This is a genomic window from Spirillospora sp. NPDC048824, assembly GCF_043198455.1.
In the GTDB taxonomy this organism is placed as follows: domain Bacteria; phylum Actinomycetota; class Actinomycetes; order Streptosporangiales; family Streptosporangiaceae; genus Spirillospora.
This window is the reverse complement of sequence record NZ_JBICUS010000012.1, coordinates 116,107-131,978: the sequence shown is the minus strand read 5'-3', so window position 1 is coordinate 131,978 and position 15,872 is coordinate 116,107. Positions and strand designations below refer to the sequence as shown.

Below are 15,872 nucleotides of genomic sequence, written 5' to 3'. Positions count from 1 at the left end.
GAGGCATCACGAGGATAGACGCCCGCGGCCGCGGGGACGTCGGAACGTGAACGTTTCACTCTGTCCGTGCGTTCCTTGCCCATCGCCGGAGGCCCCACACCGGTTCGACGCGGCGGACGGATGAATCGTTCGCCCGCACCGGCCGATAACCTTTCTGACGTGACAGAACCAGCTCAGCGCCGGCATGAGGCGCCCGTCGTCGGGATGGCGGGCGGGGGGCAGCTGGCCCGGATGACGCAGCAGGCCGCGATCGGGCTCGGCGTGTCCCTGCGCGTGCTCGCCGGGGCGCCGGACGAGTCGGCGGCCAAGGTCGTCTCCGACGTCCGGGTGGGCGACGACCGGTCCCTCGACGACCTGGTGTCGTTCGCCGACGGCTGCGACGTCGTGACGTTCGACCACGAGCACGTCCCGGGGCCGCACATCCAGAAACTCGAGGGTTCGGGTGTGCCGTGCCGACCCGGCTCGGCCGCCCTCGCGCACGCCCAGGACAAGCTCGTCATGCGCGAGCGGCTCAGCGAACTCGGCGTGCCGTGCCCCGCCTACGCGCATGTGCCGCCCTCCGCGCCACTGGCCTTCCTGGAGGCGTTCGCCGGCGAGCACGGGTGGCCGGTCGTCCTCAAGGCGACCCGCGGCGGCTACGACGGCAAGGGCGTCTGGATCATCGGCGACCTCGGCCGCGAGGCGCGCGACCTCGTCCAGCGGATGCTGTCCGGAGGCGTCGACCTGATGGCCGAACGGCACGTCCCGTTCGGCCGCGAGCTCGCCGCCGTCGTCGCGCGCTCCCCGTACGGGCAGGGCGCCGCGTACCCGATCGTGGAAACCGTCCAGGAGGGCGGCATCTGCACCGAGGTGATCTCGCCGGCGCCGGGCCTGCCCGGGGACGTTGCCGCCGAGGCGCAGCGTCTCGCGCTGACCATCGCCGCGGAACTCGGCGTCGTCGGCCTCCTCGCGGTCGAGTTGTTCGAGACCGGCGACGGGCTGCTGGTGAACGAGCTGGCCATGCGCCCGCACAACTCCGGGCACTGGACGATCGAGGGCGCCCGGACGTCGCAGTTCGAGCAGCACCTCCGGGCAGTCCTCGACCTGCCCCTCGGCTCCACCGATCCCACCGCCCCGGTCACGGTCATGGCCAACGTCCTCGGCGGCGACGACCCGGACGTCTACCCCCGCTACATTCACGTGATGGCCCACGACCCGGGCGTCAAGGTGCACATGTACGGCAAGGAGTCCCGGCCGGGCCGCAAGATCGGCCACGTGACCGTCCTCGGCGACGACGTCGCGGACGTCCGCGCACGCGCCCGCCACGCCGCCGACTACCTGCGGTGGGGACCTGAGATGAAGGAACGCACATGACGTCGGAGCCGCTGGTCGGCGTGGTGATGGGCAGCGACTCGGACTGGCCGGTGATGGAGGGCGCCGCGCAGGCGCTCGCCGAGTTCGGCGTCCCCTACGAGGCCGATGTCGTCTCCGCGCACCGGATGCCGCACGACATGATCTCCTACGGGGAGGACGCGGCCGCCCGCGGCCTCCGCGTGATCATCGCGGGTGCGGGCGGGGCCGCGCACCTGCCGGGCATGCTGGCGTCGGTGACGCCGCTGCCGGTGATCGGCGTGCCCGTGCCGCTGAAGTACCTGGACGGGATGGACTCGCTGCTGTCGATCGTCCAGATGCCCGCCGGGGTGCCCGTCGCGACCGTCGCGGTCGGGGCCGCCCGCAACGCCGGGCTGCTCGCCGTCCGCATCCTGGCCGTGTCCGACGACGACCTGCGGGCCAAGATGAAGGTCTTCCAGCAGGACCTCTACGGCCAGGCCAAGGCCAAGGGCGCGCGGCTCCGGGACAGACTCTGACCGTGCGGCCGGTGTTCGGGTGGGTCGGCGGTCAGCGCCGCAGGGCCCATTCGACCGCGGGGCAGCGGTCCATGACGACGTCGAGCCCGGCGTCCTTCGCGCGCCGGGCCGCCGCCTCGTCGATCACCTGGAGCGGCAGCCACACCGCCTTCGCGCCGGCCGCGATCGCCTCGTCCACCGCCTGCCCGGCGTGCTCGGCACGGCGGTAGACGCCGACCACGTCCACGCCGGAGGCGTCCGGCACGTCGGCGAGCGAGGCGTAGCCCTTCTCGCCCAGCACCTCCCGCGCCGCAGGATGGACGGGGATGATCCGCTTCCCGCGCTCCTGGAGCAGCCGCGCCTGGGTGTGGACCTCGCGTCCGGGGTTGTCGCCGAGCCCGACGAACGCCCACGTCCTGGACTCGTTCAGCAGCCGGCGGATCACGTCCTGGTCGGCGAAATCATCAGACATGTTCACGACAACAGCGCACGCGGCCGGTTAGTTCCCCCGATCAGGGGCGCCCGAGGGCCCGGTAGTTCCAGCCGGCGGCGCGCCACTGCTCGGGGTCCAGGGCGTTGCGCCCGTCCACGATGTTGCGTTCGGCGACGACCTCGGCGAGCGCCGACGGGTCCATGTCCCGGAACTCGGCCCATTCGGTCAGCAGCAGCACGACATGGGCGTCGCGCGAGGCGGACATGGCGGAGTCGCCGTACTCCAGGCTCGGCTGGGCTCGGCGCGCGTTCCGCATGGCCTGCGGGTCGTACACCGTCACCTTGGCGCCCTGCGCGCGTATGGACGCGGCCACGTCCAGCGCGGGGGAGTCGCGGACGTCGTCGGAGTTCGGTTTGAACGACGCGCCGAGCACCCCGACCGTCCGTCCGGCGAACGAGCCGCCGAGCAGATTCCGGGCGAGGTCGACCATCCGGATCCGCCGCCGGATGTTGATCTCGTCGACCTCGCGCAGGAACGTCAGCGCCTGGTCGGCGCCCAGTTCCCCGGCGCGCGCCATGAACGCCCGGATGTCCTTGGGCAGGCAGCCGCCTCCGAAGCCGAGGCCGGGACCGAGGAACTTGCCGCCGATCCGGTCGTCGTACGACAGCGCCTCCGAGAGTTTCGTCACATCGGCGTGCGCCGCCTCGCAGACCTCCGCCATCGCGTTGATGAAGGAGATCTTGGTGGCGAGGAACGCGTTCGCCGACACCTTGACCAGTTCCGCGGTCGCGTAGTCGCTGGTGATGAACGGGGTGCCGTCCGCGATCACCGTCCGGTAGACCTCGCGCAGCACCTTCTCGGCGTGCTCGGCGGCGCCCTGGTCGGCGGGCAGCCCGGCGACGATCCGGTCCGGGTGCAGGGTGTCCTGGACGGCGAAGCCCTCCCGCAGGAACTCGGGATTCCACGCGAGGACGGCGTCGCCGCCGGCCGGCGCCAGCCGCGCCATCGTCTCGGCCAGCCGCGCGGCGGTCCCGACCGGCACGGTGGACTTGCCGACGACCAGGCAGGGCCGCTCCAGCAGCGGCGCGAGCGTGCCGATCGCGTCGTCCACGAAGGTGAGGTCGGCCGCGTACTCGCCGGACTTCTGCGGGGTGCCGACGCACAGGAAGTGCACCTCGCCGAACTCCGCCGCCTCCTTGTAGGACGAGGTGAAACGCAGCCGGCCGCTCTCCAGCCCGCGGCGCAGCACGGGTTCCAGGCCCGGCTCGAAGAACGGCAGGTCACCGGCGGAGAGCCGGGCGATCCTCTCCTCGTCGAGGTCGAGACCGAGGACCTCGAAGCCGAGGTCGGCCATGCACGCCGCGTGGGTCGTGCCGAGGTAACCCGTTCCGATGACCGTCAGCCGGTGGGACAAGGCCTGCTCCTCTCGCTTCGCTTTCGCCGACCAGCGGCCTTTTTCACAAGGTGCCCGTTGCGGGCGGCTCCGTGCACCGGCCACCGGACCGTACTGGCCGGTAGCATTCGGGGCATGAGTTCTGACTTTCCCACGTACGCGCCGTCCGAGGAGCATGAGCTGCTGCGGCGTACGGTGCGTGAGCTGGCCGATGCCAAGATCGCTCCTTTCGCGGCGGAGGTGGACGAGGAGTCGCGGTTCCCGCAGGAGGCCCTGGACGCGCTGGCGGCCAATGATCTGCATGCGGTGCATGTGCCCGAATCGTACGGGGGTGCGGGTGCGGATGCGCTGGCGACGGTGATCGTGATCGAGGAGGTGGCGCGGGCGTGTGCGTCGTCGTCGCTGATCCCGGCGGTGAACAAGCTGGGTACGGTTCCGGTGCTGCTGGCGGGGTCGGAGGAGGTCAAGAAGCGGTATCTGGGTCCGGTGGCGCGGGGTGAGGCGATGTTCTCCTATGCGTTGTCGGAGGCGGATGCGGGGTCGGATGCGGCGGCGATGAAGACGCGTGCGGTGCGTGAGGGTGACGCCTGGGTGCTGAACGGCACGAAGATGTGGATCACCAATGCGGGGGTGTCGGAGTTCTACACGGTGATGGCGGTCACCGATCCGTCCGCGGGGGCGCGGGGGATTTCGGCGTTCGTGGTGGAGAGGTCGGATGCGGGGGTGTCGTTCGGGCCCAAGGAGCGCAAGCTGGGGATCAAGGGGTCTCCGACGCGGCAGGTGATTCTGGAGGATGTGCGGATTCCGGCGGATCGGATCATCGGTGCCGAGGGCACGGGTTTCAAGACGGCGCTGGCGACGTTGGACCACACCCGGATCACGATCGCGGCGCAGGCTCTGGGGATCGCGCAGGGTGCGCTGGACTTCGCGTTGGGGTATGTGAAGGACCGCCGCCAGTTCGGCAGGCCGATCGGTGATTTCCAGGGTGTGCAGTTCATGCTGGCCGATATGGCGATGCGGCTGGAGGGTGCCCGGCAGCTGACCTATCACGCGGCGATCAAGTCCGAGCGTGCGATGCGGGGGGAGAAGGTCGCGGATCTGACGTTCGTGTCGTCGGCGTGCAAGGCGCTGGCTTCGGATGTGGCGATGGACGTGACCACCGATGCGGTGCAGTTGCTCGGCGGGTACGGGTACACGCGGGAGTTCCCGGTGGAGCGGATGATGCGCGACGCCAAGATCACCCAGATCTACGAGGGCACCAACCAGGTCCAGCGCATGGTCATGGCCCGCCAGCTCCTCAAGTAGCCCGTCCGCGGCTCCCGACGCCGGGGTGGCGGTCGCCGGTGACCGCCACCCGCCGGGCGGCGCTCAATCGTGGGAGACGGTGAGCATGACCTTGCCGTCCTTGGTCATGCGCGGGCGGAGCGTGATGCCGTTGAAGCTCGTGCTCGTGTTGGAGCGGTCCGCGTCCACGGTGGTGATGGCCTGCGAGGTGTGGGTGCGGATGGCGAAGGTCACGCGCGTGCCGTTGACCTTGACCTTGATCGGCTTCACCCCGTACTTGCCGTCGAGGGTGATCTCCTGCCCGTCGGTGATCTCGACCTTGCAGTCCGCGTCAAGGCATTCCTCCAGGGCGGCGTCGTCCTTGCCGGGCGACGCCGTGGCGGACGGGGACGCGGACGGTGAAGGCGCGGCGTCGGACGGGGCCGGCGGCGGTGCGGCGAGCGCGGCGGTGATGCCGCCGGCGAGGGTCAGCGTGGCGGCGGCCGTGGTGAGCAGGGTGAGAATCCTGGTCGACATTCTGTGGACTCCTGACGGGTGACTACTCTCTGTCACCTGCCTTGTTACCCACGGTATTCGATCAAGAACGTGCGGTCACCGTTGTTCGTCGACGATGAGCGTCTGCATCACCCGGCCGAACTCGCCCGAGGCGTCGGCGAGCGTCGCGTGGCACAGGGCGCTGCCGCCCGGGCTCGCATCCAGGGACGCGTCCATGCACAGCCACTCGCCGGCCGGGTCGCGGTGCAGCGCGACGGTCAGGTCCGTGTTGATGATCATCCACTTGGCGAGGTCGAGCTGGCTGCCGACGCCGGACGCGCTGTCGGCCAGCGTCAGGGCGCGCACCAGCGGTGTGTCGGACTCGCCGGGGACCAGCGGGACGCGGGGGCGTGCCCAGGTCGTGCCGGGACCCGGCTGCCCGAAGGCCCCGCGGACGAGGCGCCACTCCATCGCGGAGAGGTAGCCGCCCGTGTGGACGCCCGGCCACTCCGGGAACGGCGGCGTCGTGCCGGGGAGGGGCGGAGGAGCGGGTGCGTGGACGACGGGTTCCAGGTGGGACGGCGCCGCCATGATCCGCCAGGCGGTGGCGCGGACGACGGGACGCCCCTCGTGCGTCATCTCCGCCTCGAGGAGCGTGATCCGCTTGCCGGGGCGGACGACGCGGACGGTGATGTCCAGCACCGCCACGGGGACGGGGCTGAGGAGCTCGACCGTGACCCGCGCGACCCGGGTGCCGGGGACGGGGTCGTGCCGTTCGAAGGCCCGTCCGATCAGGCCCGAGACCGGCCCGCCGTGCTGGAACCCCGGCGACCACGGCCCGGCCGTGGCGGGGGTGCTGGCGAACCGCCCGTCGCCGAGCGGCTCGTAGAACGCCTCGGCGGGCGCGTCCTCGGTCATGCGGCTCCCTCCAAATCTAGAACAGCATTCTAGACATGGTCAGCCGCAGAGTTTCTGCGTGGCGGTGTCGGTGTCGATGCCCGAGCGGGGCGACGGCGATCCGCTCGGCGCCGCCACCTCGACCTTCTTCACGCCGTCCCAGTTCGCGCCGACCATGACCTGCACCTTCGACCCGAGCGAGGACACCTTTTTCAGCTTGGCGTCCGGAATCGCGGCGGCCAGGGTCTTGGCGGCGTCCGCGCCGTCCGGCCCGTACTGGATCTGGGTCTTCTGGAGGCCGGTCCGCGCCACGCCCGGGGGGACGGTCACGTCGAAGCCCAGCTCCTCCAGTTGCGCGCCCGCCTTCGTCGCCAGGCCCCGCGTGCCGATCGCGTTCAGGACGCGGACGGAGATGTCCTCCGGCGGCACCGTCAGCTCGTTCCCGGGCTTCTGGGACGGCGTGGCGCTCGGCTTCCCGGTCCGCTCGGCCAGTGGCTCGTCCTTGCGGATCTTGGCGAACAGGTCGCGCGCCTTGCCCTGATCCCACTGGACGGTCGACTGCGCGGACGGCGAGTTCCACAGGACGGCCTGGTGGTCGGGGTTGGAGAGGGGGACCTTCGCGAACGTCAGGTCGTCGGTCGACAGGTCCTTCATCTGGTCGGCGAGTTCCGGCAGGTTGTCGGCGAGTTCGGGATCGACGCGCAGCGACTTCAGCGCCGCGTTCAGGAACTTCGTCGACTTGACGGGGTCGCCGAGCGTCTTCGTCGACAGCGCCTGCTTCAGCATCGACGCCATGAACTGCTGCTGCCGGTCGATGCGGCCGAGGTCGCTGCCGCCCGTCAGCGAGTAGCGGGCGCGGGCGAACGCCAGGGCCTTCATCCCGTCCACGTGCGACGTGCCCGCCGGGAGCCTCAGCCCGCTCTTGACGTCGCTGACCGGCTGCTCGGTGCACACGTCCACGCCGCCGAGCGCGTCCACCATGTGCACGAACCCGTAGAAGTTGACCTCGACGTAGTGGTCGATCGACAGGCCCGTCGCCCGCTTGATCGTGCTGACCGTGAGGTCGGGGCCGCCGAACTGGTACGCCCAGGTCAGCTTGCCCGGACGGGACGGAATCCGCGCCCCCTTCGCGCCCTCCGAGCCGTTCGACCTGTGCGCCGGGATCGTGACGTGGGAGTCGCGCGGCAGGCTCACGATCGACACGCTGTCGTGGTCGCGGGACACGTGCACCAGCAGCATCGTGTCCGAGCGCTCACCCTGCTGGTGCCCGAGCTTGGCGGCCTTCTGCTGCGCCCTGGTCAGCCCGTCGCGGCGGTCGACCCCCGCCACCAGGATCGTCATCGCGCCCTTCGGCCCGCCGCCCTCGCCGAGACCGCCGACCGACACCTTGTCGATCATGCCGGTCACATAGTTCTGGAACGCCCACGCGCCGCCCGAGGTGAGCAGCACGAACGCCGACATCGTCCCGGTGACCATCAGGAACCGCTTCTGCCGCCGCGCGCTCATCGCCGCCCGCGGGCTCAGCCCCCGGCCGGGGCGGCGGGGCCCGCGCGGGCTCTCCACCGGTACCCGCGGCGCCGGCATCCCGTCGACGGTCACGCCCTCGATGTCGCCGTCGCCGCCGTCGCCGGGCGCCGCGTGGGAGCCCGGACGGGGCCGGAAGTAGCGCTCCAGCGGATCGGCCTCCGGCCCGCCGGTGTCGCCGCGACCTGAGTCGTGCCCGTCTGCCATGCCGGCCGCCGCCTCCCGAGGACATCGTTCTGACGCGAGTCCACACCACTCTAAAGTGGGAACACCCGTCCGTTCGCTACCTGGACCTCGTGTCCTTGGAGTAACGTGGCGCCGTCTCGACCACACCCGGCCCTCGGCCGGAGAGCCCGCGAGCCCACCATGAATTCGTCTCCCCATGTCCAGCGCGCCACGAACCAGGAAACCCAGTACGCCGTGAAGCCCCGCTCCGACTCCGGTGAACGCACCTGGCCCGCCGTGTCGGTGGTGATGCCGGTCCTCAACGAGCAGCGCCACCTGACGGAGGCCGTACGCGGCATCCTCACCCAGGACTACCCGGGCGAGCTCGAACTCGTGCTCGCCATCGGGCCGTCCCGCGACAGCACCGAGGAGATCGCCCGCAGGCTCGCCGCCGAGGACCCGCGCGTCCTCGTCGTCGCGAACCCGACGGGACGCACTCCCCAGGGCCTCAACATCGCGATCAAGGCGTCGCAGTACTCGATCATCGTCCGGGTGGACGGGCACTCGCTGCTGCCGGACGACTATGTCCGCGCCGCCGTCGAGACGATGGAGGAGACCGGCGCCGACAACGTCGGCGGGATCATGGCGGCGGAGGGCATCACCCCGTTCGAGAAGGCCGTGGCGCGCGCGATGACGTCCAAGCTCGGCGTCGGCAACGCGCGCTTCCACACCGGCGGCGAGGCGGGCGAGGTCGAGACCGTCTACCTCGGGACGTTCCGCCGCAGCGCACTCGACCGCGTCGGCGGCTACGACGAGACGTTCGTCCGTGCGCAGGACTGGGAGATGAACCACCGCATCCGGGAGACCGGCGGCCGGGTGTTCTTCACCCCGCGGATGCGGGTCACCTACCGCCCGCGCCCCAACCTGCGGGCCCTCGCCAAGCAGTACTTCCACACCGGCCGCTGGCGGCGCGTCGTCGGCCGCGAGCACCAGGGCACCCTCAACCTGCGCTACCTCGCGCCGCCGATCGCCGTGGTCGCGATGACCGCGGGCGCGGTCGCCGGGGCGTTCGGATTCTGGCCGGGCTGGCTGCTGCCCGGCGGGTACGCGGCCGCGATGATCGCGGGCGCCGCCGTGGAGGGACGGGGGCTGCCGGTGTCGGCCTGGGTCCGCCTTCCGCTCGTGTTCGCCACCATGCATCTGACCTGGGGCGTCGGTTTCCTCACCAGCCCGCCGGGGCTCGGCCAGCCCACCCCGGTCAAACCCGGCCAGTCCGTCCACTGACGGACGAAAGCACAAAACCACCTGCGAACATGGGTGCGTACCCTCACGTCCGGGGGTTAGGTTTGGCGGGATCTCGCCCGCCACTGTTCGGAGGTCGCCATGTCCAGCGGAGCACGTCACGGCCTAGGCGTGGTGATCGGCCTCGTCATGACACCTGTCATCGCCGTGTGCCTGATGTACGGCACGAGCGAACTCGGCCGATACGCTCGGACGCTCGCCTTCGAGGGGAGCGGCCGATGGGTCGGCGCCGCCGTGCTGCTGGTCGCCGCCGTGCTCCTCGGGCTGGTGGCGGGCTCGCGGGTGTCGCCGGTCGCATCGCTCATCCCCGGCGCGGTCTACGCGGCCATCGGCCTGCTCTGGGTCGCGTCGCCACGCTGGGCGTTCGAGAACTTCGACCGGGACCTCTTCCCCGGGGACCTGTGGCTCGGGTACACACTGCTCGCCCCTTACGGCATCTTCCTGGTGATCGGCGTCGGGCTCCTGGTGGCGTCCCTGGCGCCGTCGCGGTGGAAGTCCCGGACCGCCGCCGGGGCCGCACCGCGTTTCGGCGGGCCGCCGCCCGCGCCGATGGGCCCGCCTCCCATGCACGGCGCCCAGGCGCCCATGGGGGCGCACCACACGCCGCAGGGTCCTCCCGCGCCGGGCCAGAACCCGCCGTGGCAGGGCGGCCCGCCCCAGGGCGGCGCACCCCACGGCGGCGCACCCCAGTACGGGCAGCCGCCCGCTCAGCCCGGCGCCTCCAACCCGCCTCCGCTGCCCGCCGCCCCTCCCGCGCCGGCGCCCGCGCCCGCCGACGACGGTCCCAAGCCGTCGTCCCGAAGCGACTCCGACGACGACAACCCGGGCGAGTGGACGCAGATGTACGGCGGCAACCGCCCGACGTGACCGTCCGGGTACCCGGCGTCCGTACCGTGGTCAGAGCGCGCCGAGGACGCCGGGGATGTCGTTGACCACCATCGCGTCGAAACCGGCGGCCGCGTAGGCAGGGGCCGTCTCCGCGGTGGGGCACCAGACGACGGCCTCAAGGCCCGCCTTGTGCGCGACGTCGACACAGTGCGCCAGGGGACGCAGCCGCGTGTCGGGGTGGTCGAGGCCGCACGAGCCCGTGTGCACGGCGACCACGTCCATCCCGAGGCCCGCCGCGGCCGGGACGGCGTTCCACAGCGGGTACCGCAGCCACGTCAGCAGGCCGAGCGGGACGCCGGGCAGCTCGTCCTTCAGGAACGTCAGCAGCGACGGGTCGAACGAGGTGACGAGCAGCCGGCGCCGCCGGGCCTCGCGCTTCAGCAGCGGGAGGAGCAGCGCGCCGGTGCGGCGGGACGGGGCGTCCACCGCGTCCTCCAGGACGGTCTTGACGTCGACGTCCACCGCGACGTCCGCCGGCAGCGCGTCGAAGATCTCCGTGAGGCGGGGTAGCCCGCTGGCCGCGGCGGCCAGGTCCACGATGTAGTGCCCGTCCGCGGTGGTGGGGTCGTGCCGCAGGACGAGGTCGTCGTCGGCGGTGCGCGTCACGTCGATCTCGATCCACGGCGTGCCCGGGGCACGGCGGCACGCGTCGACGGCTGCGAGCAGCGACGGCAGCGTGTTCTCGGCGACGGGCGACTCGGAGCCGGGCGGCGTCGGATCGCCCGAGCCGTAGCCGCGGTGGCCGATGATCGCGGGGGCGCTCTCGAAGACCGGGGTCCGCGCAGAGGTCAAGGGGTGTCTCCGGTGGCGAGGTGTTCGGCGACGACGACGTCGAGGGGCTGGGTGACCTTGAGGTTGCGTTCGCTGCCCGCGACCACCCGGATCGGGACGTCCGGCAGATAGCGGTGGACGATGCCGCAGTCGTCGGTGGCGCGCAGCCCCGGGTCGGCGAGGGCCAGCTCGTACGCCTTGCGGATCGTACCGAGCCGGAACCCCTGCGGAGTCTGGAACCGGACCATCGTCTCGCGCGGCGGCATGGACACGACCAGGCCGTCCTCGACGGCGACCATCGTGTCGGACGCGGGCAGCCCGACCGCGACGGCCTCGTGGGCGTCCAGTGCGTCCAGGACGCGGTCGATCACCGGGTGGTCCACGAAGGGGCGGGCCGCGTCGTGGAACAGCACCCGGACGTCGTCGGGGCGCCCGGCCAGGGTGCGCAGCGCGGCGGCCGTGGAGGCGGTGCGCGTGTCACCGCCCTCGATCACGGCGGTCGTCTTGCGGAACGGCGCGGCGGCCGCCGCGGCCTCCCGCAGATGCCCCGCCGCCATCACGACCACCACCTCGCCGATGCCCGGATGCGTGTCGAACGCGTCGATCGCATGCGCGAGGATCGGGCGCCCGCCGACGTCGATGAGCTGCTTGGGGCGTCCCGCGCCCATCCGCTCGCCCACCCCGCCCGCCAGCACCACCGCAACGGTCCGCGTCGCCATCTCACCTCGGTTGTCCACAACATTCGGTCATCGAGCCACTACGCTGTGCATCTGAACATGATGTTCCGACCGGCCGGAGGCCCCGATGGATCAGGCGCTCCGGTGTGACCGTCCGGACACGCTCAACGTACCGGACCACCCCGCGATCATCCGCCCGGACCGAGAGGCGGTCGAAGCCGTGGACGACGACGGCCTCATCGGCGCCCGCGTGGTGCGCCCGTGCGCGCCGTTCGTCGCCCGGTGGGCGGCCCGGCGCGGGCTCACGCCGGGCGCGGTCTCGGCGATCGCCCTGGCGGCCGCGGCGCTCGCCGCGGTGTGGTTCTCCGCCGGGACGCGCGGCGGGCTGGTCGCCGGGGCGCTGCTGCTGTGCGTCTCGCTCGTCCTCGGCCACGCGGGCAGGGGCGGTGCGGACGGCCTGCGCGCCGGCCGGGCGGGTCCGTCCGGCGGGCGCCCGGCCGCCGTCCTCGGCCGGGCCGAGGAGTACGCGGTGTACGCGGGGCTCGCCGCCGGGGCCGCGGCGTCCGGCGGGGGCCTGTGGTGGGCGGCGATCGGCGCGGCCGCGCTGCTGTCCGTCCGGCACACGATCGAGGCGTCGTTCGCCGCGAGCCGCACCCGGCCGCCCCGGTCGCCCCTGCCGGCACGCCGGGACGTCCTGCGGCGCGCCCGCAACAGCCTCGGGCTGCCGCTCGCCGAGCGGTTCGCGCTCATCTCGGTCACCGCCGCGTCCGCCGGTGCCCGGCCGGCGTTCGCCGTGCTTCTCGCCTGGGGGTCCGCCGCCACCGCCGTCACCCTGACCGAACGATCGAGGAGGTCGATCACATGACGGCCACGCCCGCGCCCGCCCGTACCGCGCCGGCCTACACCGTGCGGGCCTACCGCGACGACGGTCCCGCGTGCCGCGGCCTCGGCCGGATGGCGAGGGGACGGCTCCCGCCGCTGCCCGCCACCGCCGCCGCGGCGGCGTTGACGGCCGTCCTGCTGTTCCCGCGGGGCGACGGCGGCCCGCAGCCGGCGCTGTTCGCCCCGGTCATCGTCCTGCTCCTGGCGGGGCCGTGTTCCGCGCACCCGCACACCGGACGCCTGGACTGGCTCGTACCGCCCATGTCGCGCGGGATCGAGTATGGTTACCTCGCTGTGCTGGGGTTCGCGCAGGCGGTCCCGGCGCCGCTCGTCTACGTGCTGATCGCGGTTCTCGCGCTCCACCACTACGACATCGTGTACCGCACCCGCCACGGGTCCCGGCCACAGGAGTGGGTCCTGCGCGCCGGGCTCGGCTGGGAGGGCCGGATGCTGTTCGCGGCCGCCGCGGGCCTTTCCGGTCTGCTCCCGTTCGCGTACGCCGCGCTGGCCGCCTACCTTGGCGTGTTGTTCGGCGGCGAGAGCGTCGTCACGTGGGTGCGCAACAGCCGCGGGAGCGGCGTGATGGTCGACCTGAAGGAAGAGGAAGCATGATCGGCATGGTGCTGGCGGCAGGAGCGGGCAGGAGGCTGCGGCCGTACACCGACACCCTCCCCAAGGCCCTGGTCCCCGTGGACGGGGAGACCACCATCCTCGACATCGCCCTGGGCAACCTCGCCGAAGTCGGCCTGACCGACGTCGTCATCGTCGTCGGCTACCGCGCGGGCGCCGTCGAGGAGCGCAAGGCCGCCCTTGAGGCGCGGTACGGCGTGGACATCACGCTGGTCCACAACGACAAGGCCGAGGAGTGGAACAACGCCTACTCCATGTGGCTGGCTCGCGAGCACTTCTCCAAGGGCGTCCTCATGGTCAACGGCGACACGGTCCATCCGGTGAGCGTCGAGAAGACCCTATTGGCGAACCGCGGGCCGGACATCCTCCTGGCGGTGGACGACGTCAAAACTCTCGCCGACGAGGAGATGAAGGTCATTCTCGACGGCGACGGCCACCTGCGGACCATCACCAAGCTGATGGATCCGTCCACCGCGAACGGCGAGTACATCGGCGCCACCCTGATCGAGCCCGCCGCCGCCGGGCCGCTGGCCGACGCCCTCAAGACCACCTGGGAACGCGACCCCGACCTCTACTACGAGGACGGCTACCAGGAGCACGTGAACCGGGGCGGCCGCATCGGCGTCGCGCCCATCGGCGAGGTCGACTGGGTGGAGGTCGACAACCACGACGACCTGGAGAAGGCCCGGCGGATCGCCAAGGGCTACTAGGCCCCCGACAGCGCGGACGACGAGGAGGCTCATGCCCCTGCTGACGCGGATGCTGAACGCGCCGCTCTCCATCGATGTGCGGCGCGGTGCCGTCGCCGCCCTCGGCGACCTGCTCGCCGACAAGCGGATCGCCACCGAAGGGCGCGTGGCGATCGCGGTCGGGCCCGGCCAGGGCGACCAGATCGCCGAACAGGTCCGGCCGTCCCTGTCGGCCTGCGAGGTGTACCGCGTCGCGGACGGCACCGTGGACGCCGCCGTCGACCTCGCCGCCAAGCTGCGCGCCGGGTCGTACGAGGCCGTCGTCGGCATCGGCGGCGGCCGGACGATCGACGCCACCAAGTACGCGGCGACGCTGTCGGGCATCCCGATGGTGTCGGTCGCCACGAACCTGTCCCACGACGGGATCTGCTCCCCGGTCGCCTCCCTCACGCACGAGAACGGCAAGGGCTCGTTCGGCGTCGTGATGCCCCTCGCGATGGTCGTCGACCTCGACTACGTGCACGCCGCGCCGCCGCGCCTCGTCCGCGCCGGGGTGGGGGACGTGCTGAGCAACTTCTCCGCCGTGGACGACTGGCTGCTCGCCGCGGAGCAGTGCGGCGAGCGGGTCGACCGGATGGCGCTCACCGTCGCCCGGACCGCCGCCGAGGCGCTGCTGCACCAGCCGGAGTCGATCGAGTCCGACCGGTTCCTGACCGTGCTGGCCGAGAGCCTGGTGCTGTCGGGGATGTCGATGGCCTTCGCGGGCGACTCCCGTCCCGCCAGCGGCGGCGAGCACGAGATCCTGCACGCCGTCGACCAGCTCTACCCGGACACCGCGCACCACGGTGAGCTGGCGGGGCTCGGCACCGCGTTCTGCTACCACCTGCGGGCCACCCGCCTCGGGCAGGGCGCCGGACGCCTCGACGAGATCCTCACGTGCCTCGCCCGGCACGGGCTGCCGCGCTTCCCCGGTGACGTCGGGCTGTCGGTCGACCAGTTCGCGGACGCCGTCCTGCACGCCCCGCGGACCCGGCCCGGCCGCTATACGATCTTGGAATACCTCGGCCTCGACAAGGGTGAGACCCTCAAGGCGGTGGAACAGTATGTCCAGGCCCATGGAGGCTGAGCTCCCCGGGCGGAGCCGATCCCCCGAGCCCCCAGGCGACGACGAGCGCCCGCACCGCAAAGGTGCCAAGGTCGCCGACGTCCGCCGGTACGGCCAGCCCCCCGGACTGAGAGACCGGCGCAACGAGGAGCACTGGGCCGGCCGCCTCTACATGCGCGACCTGTCCCCGTACTTCGGCTGGATCGCGCTGCGCCTCGGGTTCAGCCCCAACCAGCTCACCTACCTGATGATGGCGAGCGGCGTCCTCGCCGGCGTCGTGGTGTCGCTGCCCGCGTCCGGTACCGGCGCGCTGTGGACGGCGCTCGGCGGCGCCGTGCTCATCCAGGTCTACCTGCTGCTCGACTGCGTGGACGGCGAGGTCGCCCGCTACCTGCGGCAGACCTCGGTGGCCGGGGTGTTCCTCGACCGGATCGGCCACTACCTGTCGGAGATCGCGCTGCTCATCGGCCTCGGCTTCGCCGCCCAGGGCGGCTGGGAGAGCGGCGGCTGGGTGGAGCTCGGCCTCGTCGCCGCGCTCGGCGCCGCGCTGATCAAGGCGGAGACCGACAACGTCGTCGTCGCGCGGGCCAAGTCGGGCCTGCCCGCCGACCCCACCGGCGGCGACCGCGCACTGCGTCCCCGCTCCACCAAGATCGCGCTCGCCCGGCAGGCGGTGTCGATGCTGCGCTTCCACCGCATCATCGGCGCGGTCGAGCTGTCCCTGCTGATCCTCGCGGCCGCGGTGGTCGACACGGTCCTCGGCACCGAGACGCCGGCCGCGACCCGCGTCCTCATGGCCGCGGTCGCCGCCGTCGCGGTCGTCCAGACGCTGCTGCACCTGGTCAGCATCCTCGCCTCCCGGAGGCTGAAGTGACCGCCGACCTCGACGAGGAAGCCGTGGACCCGCGAGAACAGTCCTCCCGCGCGGACGG

At 72.2% G+C, this 15,872-nt stretch carries 17 protein-coding genes; 10 read left to right on the top strand and 7 right to left on the bottom strand.

Annotated elements, in window-relative coordinates; translation table 11 throughout:
* Positions 1-204 precede the first annotated feature (204 nt).
* Positions 205-1,353, top strand: a complete 1,149-nt coding sequence (locus ACGFIS_RS23845) for a 5-(carboxyamino)imidazole ribonucleotide synthase (RefSeq protein ID WP_392972604.1) — start codon at positions 205-207, stop codon at positions 1,351-1,353.
* Positions 1,350-1,847, top strand: coding sequence for a 5-(carboxyamino)imidazole ribonucleotide mutase (gene purE, locus ACGFIS_RS23840; protein WP_392912159.1), 498 nt, complete (start codon positions 1,350-1,352; stop codon positions 1,845-1,847). The genes ACGFIS_RS23845 and purE overlap by 4 nt, the downstream gene beginning before the upstream one ends.
* Positions 1,848-1,878: 31 nt before the next feature.
* On the opposite strand, the gene ACGFIS_RS23835 is transcribed toward purE, so the two are convergent.
* Both ACGFIS_RS23835 and ACGFIS_RS23830 read right to left on the bottom strand, forming a co-directional pair.
* Complete coding sequence (locus ACGFIS_RS23835) at positions 1,879-2,298, bottom strand: CoA-binding protein (protein ID WP_392972512.1); 420 nt, start codon at positions 2,296-2,298, stop codon at positions 1,879-1,881.
* A 40-nt stretch (positions 2,299-2,338) separates the two neighbouring features.
* On the bottom strand, positions 2,339-3,673 hold the full coding sequence (locus ACGFIS_RS23830; protein WP_392972510.1) for a UDP-glucose dehydrogenase family protein: 1,335 nt from the start codon (positions 3,671-3,673) through the stop codon (positions 2,339-2,341).
* Positions 3,674-3,787: 114 nt separating this feature from the next.
* Here ACGFIS_RS23830 and ACGFIS_RS23825 point away from each other — a divergent pair, with 114 nt between their 5' ends.
* Positions 3,788-4,957 carry an acyl-CoA dehydrogenase family protein gene (locus tag ACGFIS_RS23825; RefSeq protein ID WP_392972602.1) on the top strand — a complete coding sequence of 390 codons (1,170 nt, stop codon included), beginning with the start codon at positions 3,788-3,790 and terminating at the stop codon, positions 4,955-4,957.
* Between the two features lie 63 nt (positions 4,958-5,020).
* Here ACGFIS_RS23825 and ACGFIS_RS23820 read toward each other — a convergent pair whose 3' ends face one another.
* The 3 genes from ACGFIS_RS23820 to ACGFIS_RS23810 form a co-directional block, all read right to left on the bottom strand.
* Positions 5,021-5,452, bottom strand: coding sequence for a hypothetical protein (locus ACGFIS_RS23820; protein WP_392972508.1), 432 nt, complete (start codon positions 5,450-5,452; stop codon positions 5,021-5,023).
* A 75-nt stretch (positions 5,453-5,527) separates the two neighbouring features.
* A complete protein-coding gene (locus ACGFIS_RS23815) occupies positions 5,528-6,328 on the bottom strand; it encodes a thioesterase family protein (RefSeq protein WP_392911831.1) in 801 nt (266 codons plus the stop codon).
* 39 nt (positions 6,329-6,367) lie between these two features.
* Entirely contained in the window at positions 6,368-8,038 is a 1,671-nt protein-coding gene (locus tag ACGFIS_RS23810; RefSeq protein WP_392911833.1) for an LCP family protein, read from the bottom strand.
* A 159-nt stretch (positions 8,039-8,197) separates the two neighbouring features.
* Here ACGFIS_RS23810 and ACGFIS_RS23805 point away from each other — a divergent pair, with 159 nt between their 5' ends.
* Together ACGFIS_RS23805 and ACGFIS_RS23800 are read left to right on the top strand one after the other, a co-directional pair.
* Positions 8,198-9,280: a glycosyltransferase family 2 protein gene (locus ACGFIS_RS23805; RefSeq protein WP_392911835.1), complete on the top strand. Its 1,083-nt coding sequence runs from the start codon at positions 8,198-8,200 to the stop codon at positions 9,278-9,280.
* A gap of 147 nt (positions 9,281-9,427) precedes the next feature.
* Positions 9,428-10,165: a hypothetical protein gene (locus ACGFIS_RS23800; protein ID WP_392972506.1), complete on the top strand. Its 738-nt coding sequence runs from the start codon at positions 9,428-9,430 to the stop codon at positions 10,163-10,165.
* Between the two features lie 30 nt (positions 10,166-10,195).
* Here ACGFIS_RS23800 and ACGFIS_RS23795 read toward each other — a convergent pair whose 3' ends face one another.
* The gene (locus ACGFIS_RS23795) at positions 10,196-10,978 is read right to left on the bottom strand and encodes a glycerophosphodiester phosphodiesterase (RefSeq protein WP_392911840.1); all 783 of its coding nucleotides are present in this window, start codon (positions 10,976-10,978) and stop codon (positions 10,196-10,198) included.
* Complete coding sequence (gene ispD, locus ACGFIS_RS23790; RefSeq protein WP_392911842.1) at positions 10,975-11,676, bottom strand: 2-C-methyl-D-erythritol 4-phosphate cytidylyltransferase; 702 nt, start codon at positions 11,674-11,676, stop codon at positions 10,975-10,977. The genes ACGFIS_RS23795 and ispD overlap by 4 nt, the downstream gene beginning before the upstream one ends.
* A gap of 85 nt (positions 11,677-11,761) precedes the next feature.
* Between ispD and ACGFIS_RS23785 the strand changes: the two genes are divergently transcribed.
* From ACGFIS_RS23785 to ACGFIS_RS23765, 5 genes are read left to right on the top strand one after another with little or no spacing between them, the layout of a single operon-like run.
* Positions 11,762-12,499: a hypothetical protein gene (locus ACGFIS_RS23785; RefSeq protein WP_392911844.1), complete on the top strand. Its 738-nt coding sequence runs from the start codon at positions 11,762-11,764 to the stop codon at positions 12,497-12,499.
* Positions 12,496-13,128: a DUF5941 domain-containing protein gene (locus tag ACGFIS_RS23780; RefSeq protein WP_392911847.1), complete on the top strand. Its 633-nt coding sequence runs from the start codon at positions 12,496-12,498 to the stop codon at positions 13,126-13,128. Before ACGFIS_RS23785 ends, ACGFIS_RS23780 begins: the two co-directional genes overlap by 4 nt.
* Complete coding sequence (locus tag ACGFIS_RS23775; protein ID WP_392911849.1) at positions 13,125-13,856, top strand: sugar phosphate nucleotidyltransferase; 732 nt, start codon at positions 13,125-13,127, stop codon at positions 13,854-13,856. Before ACGFIS_RS23780 ends, ACGFIS_RS23775 begins: the two co-directional genes overlap by 4 nt.
* A gap of 49 nt (positions 13,857-13,905) precedes the next feature.
* The gene (locus tag ACGFIS_RS23770) at positions 13,906-14,961 is read left to right on the top strand and encodes an iron-containing alcohol dehydrogenase family protein (RefSeq protein ID WP_392912129.1); all 1,056 of its coding nucleotides are present in this window, start codon (positions 13,906-13,908) and stop codon (positions 14,959-14,961) included.
* Positions 14,951-15,814, top strand: a complete 864-nt coding sequence (locus tag ACGFIS_RS23765) for a CDP-alcohol phosphatidyltransferase family protein (RefSeq protein ID WP_392911851.1) — start codon at positions 14,951-14,953, stop codon at positions 15,812-15,814. Before ACGFIS_RS23770 ends, ACGFIS_RS23765 begins: the two co-directional genes overlap by 11 nt.
* The last annotated feature ends 58 nt before the right edge of the window (positions 15,815-15,872 follow it).

Excerpts from the sequence above, each read along its gene's own strand:
- ACGFIS_RS23810 (WP_392911833.1), bottom strand. The coding sequence starts at position 8,038 with ATGGCAGACGGGCACGACTCAGGTCGCGGCGACACCGGCGGGCCGGAG.
- ACGFIS_RS23835 (WP_392972512.1), bottom strand. The coding sequence starts at position 2,298 with ATGTCTGATGATTTCGCCGACCAGGACGTGATCCGCCGGCTGCTGAAC.
- ACGFIS_RS23775 (WP_392911849.1), top strand. The coding sequence starts at position 13,125 with ATGATCGGCATGGTGCTGGCGGCAGGAGCGGGCAGGAGGCTGCGGCCG.
- ACGFIS_RS23770 (WP_392912129.1), top strand. The coding sequence starts at position 13,906 with ATGCTGAACGCGCCGCTCTCCATCGATGTGCGGCGCGGTGCCGTCGCC.
- ACGFIS_RS23780 (WP_392911847.1), top strand. The coding sequence starts at position 12,496 with ATGACGGCCACGCCCGCGCCCGCCCGTACCGCGCCGGCCTACACCGTG.
- ACGFIS_RS23825 (WP_392972602.1), top strand. The coding sequence starts at position 3,788 with ATGAGTTCTGACTTTCCCACGTACGCGCCGTCCGAGGAGCATGAGCTG.
- ACGFIS_RS23800 (WP_392972506.1), top strand. The coding sequence starts at position 9,428 with ATGACACCTGTCATCGCCGTGTGCCTGATGTACGGCACGAGCGAACTC.
- purE (WP_392912159.1), top strand. The coding sequence starts at position 1,350 with ATGACGTCGGAGCCGCTGGTCGGCGTGGTGATGGGCAGCGACTCGGAC.
- ACGFIS_RS23785 (WP_392911844.1), top strand. The coding sequence starts at position 11,762 with ATGGATCAGGCGCTCCGGTGTGACCGTCCGGACACGCTCAACGTACCG.
- ACGFIS_RS23845 (WP_392972604.1), top strand. The coding sequence starts at position 205 with ATGGCGGGCGGGGGGCAGCTGGCCCGGATGACGCAGCAGGCCGCGATC.
- ACGFIS_RS23765 (WP_392911851.1), top strand. The coding sequence starts at position 14,951 with ATGGAGGCTGAGCTCCCCGGGCGGAGCCGATCCCCCGAGCCCCCAGGC.
- ACGFIS_RS23820 (WP_392972508.1), bottom strand. The coding sequence starts at position 5,452 with ATGTCGACCAGGATTCTCACCCTGCTCACCACGGCCGCCGCCACGCTG.
- ACGFIS_RS23805 (WP_392911835.1), top strand. The coding sequence starts at position 8,198 with ATGAATTCGTCTCCCCATGTCCAGCGCGCCACGAACCAGGAAACCCAG.
- ispD (WP_392911842.1), bottom strand. The coding sequence starts at position 11,676 with ATGGCGACGCGGACCGTTGCGGTGGTGCTGGCGGGCGGGGTGGGCGAG.
- ACGFIS_RS23815 (WP_392911831.1), bottom strand. The coding sequence starts at position 6,328 with ATGACCGAGGACGCGCCCGCCGAGGCGTTCTACGAGCCGCTCGGCGAC.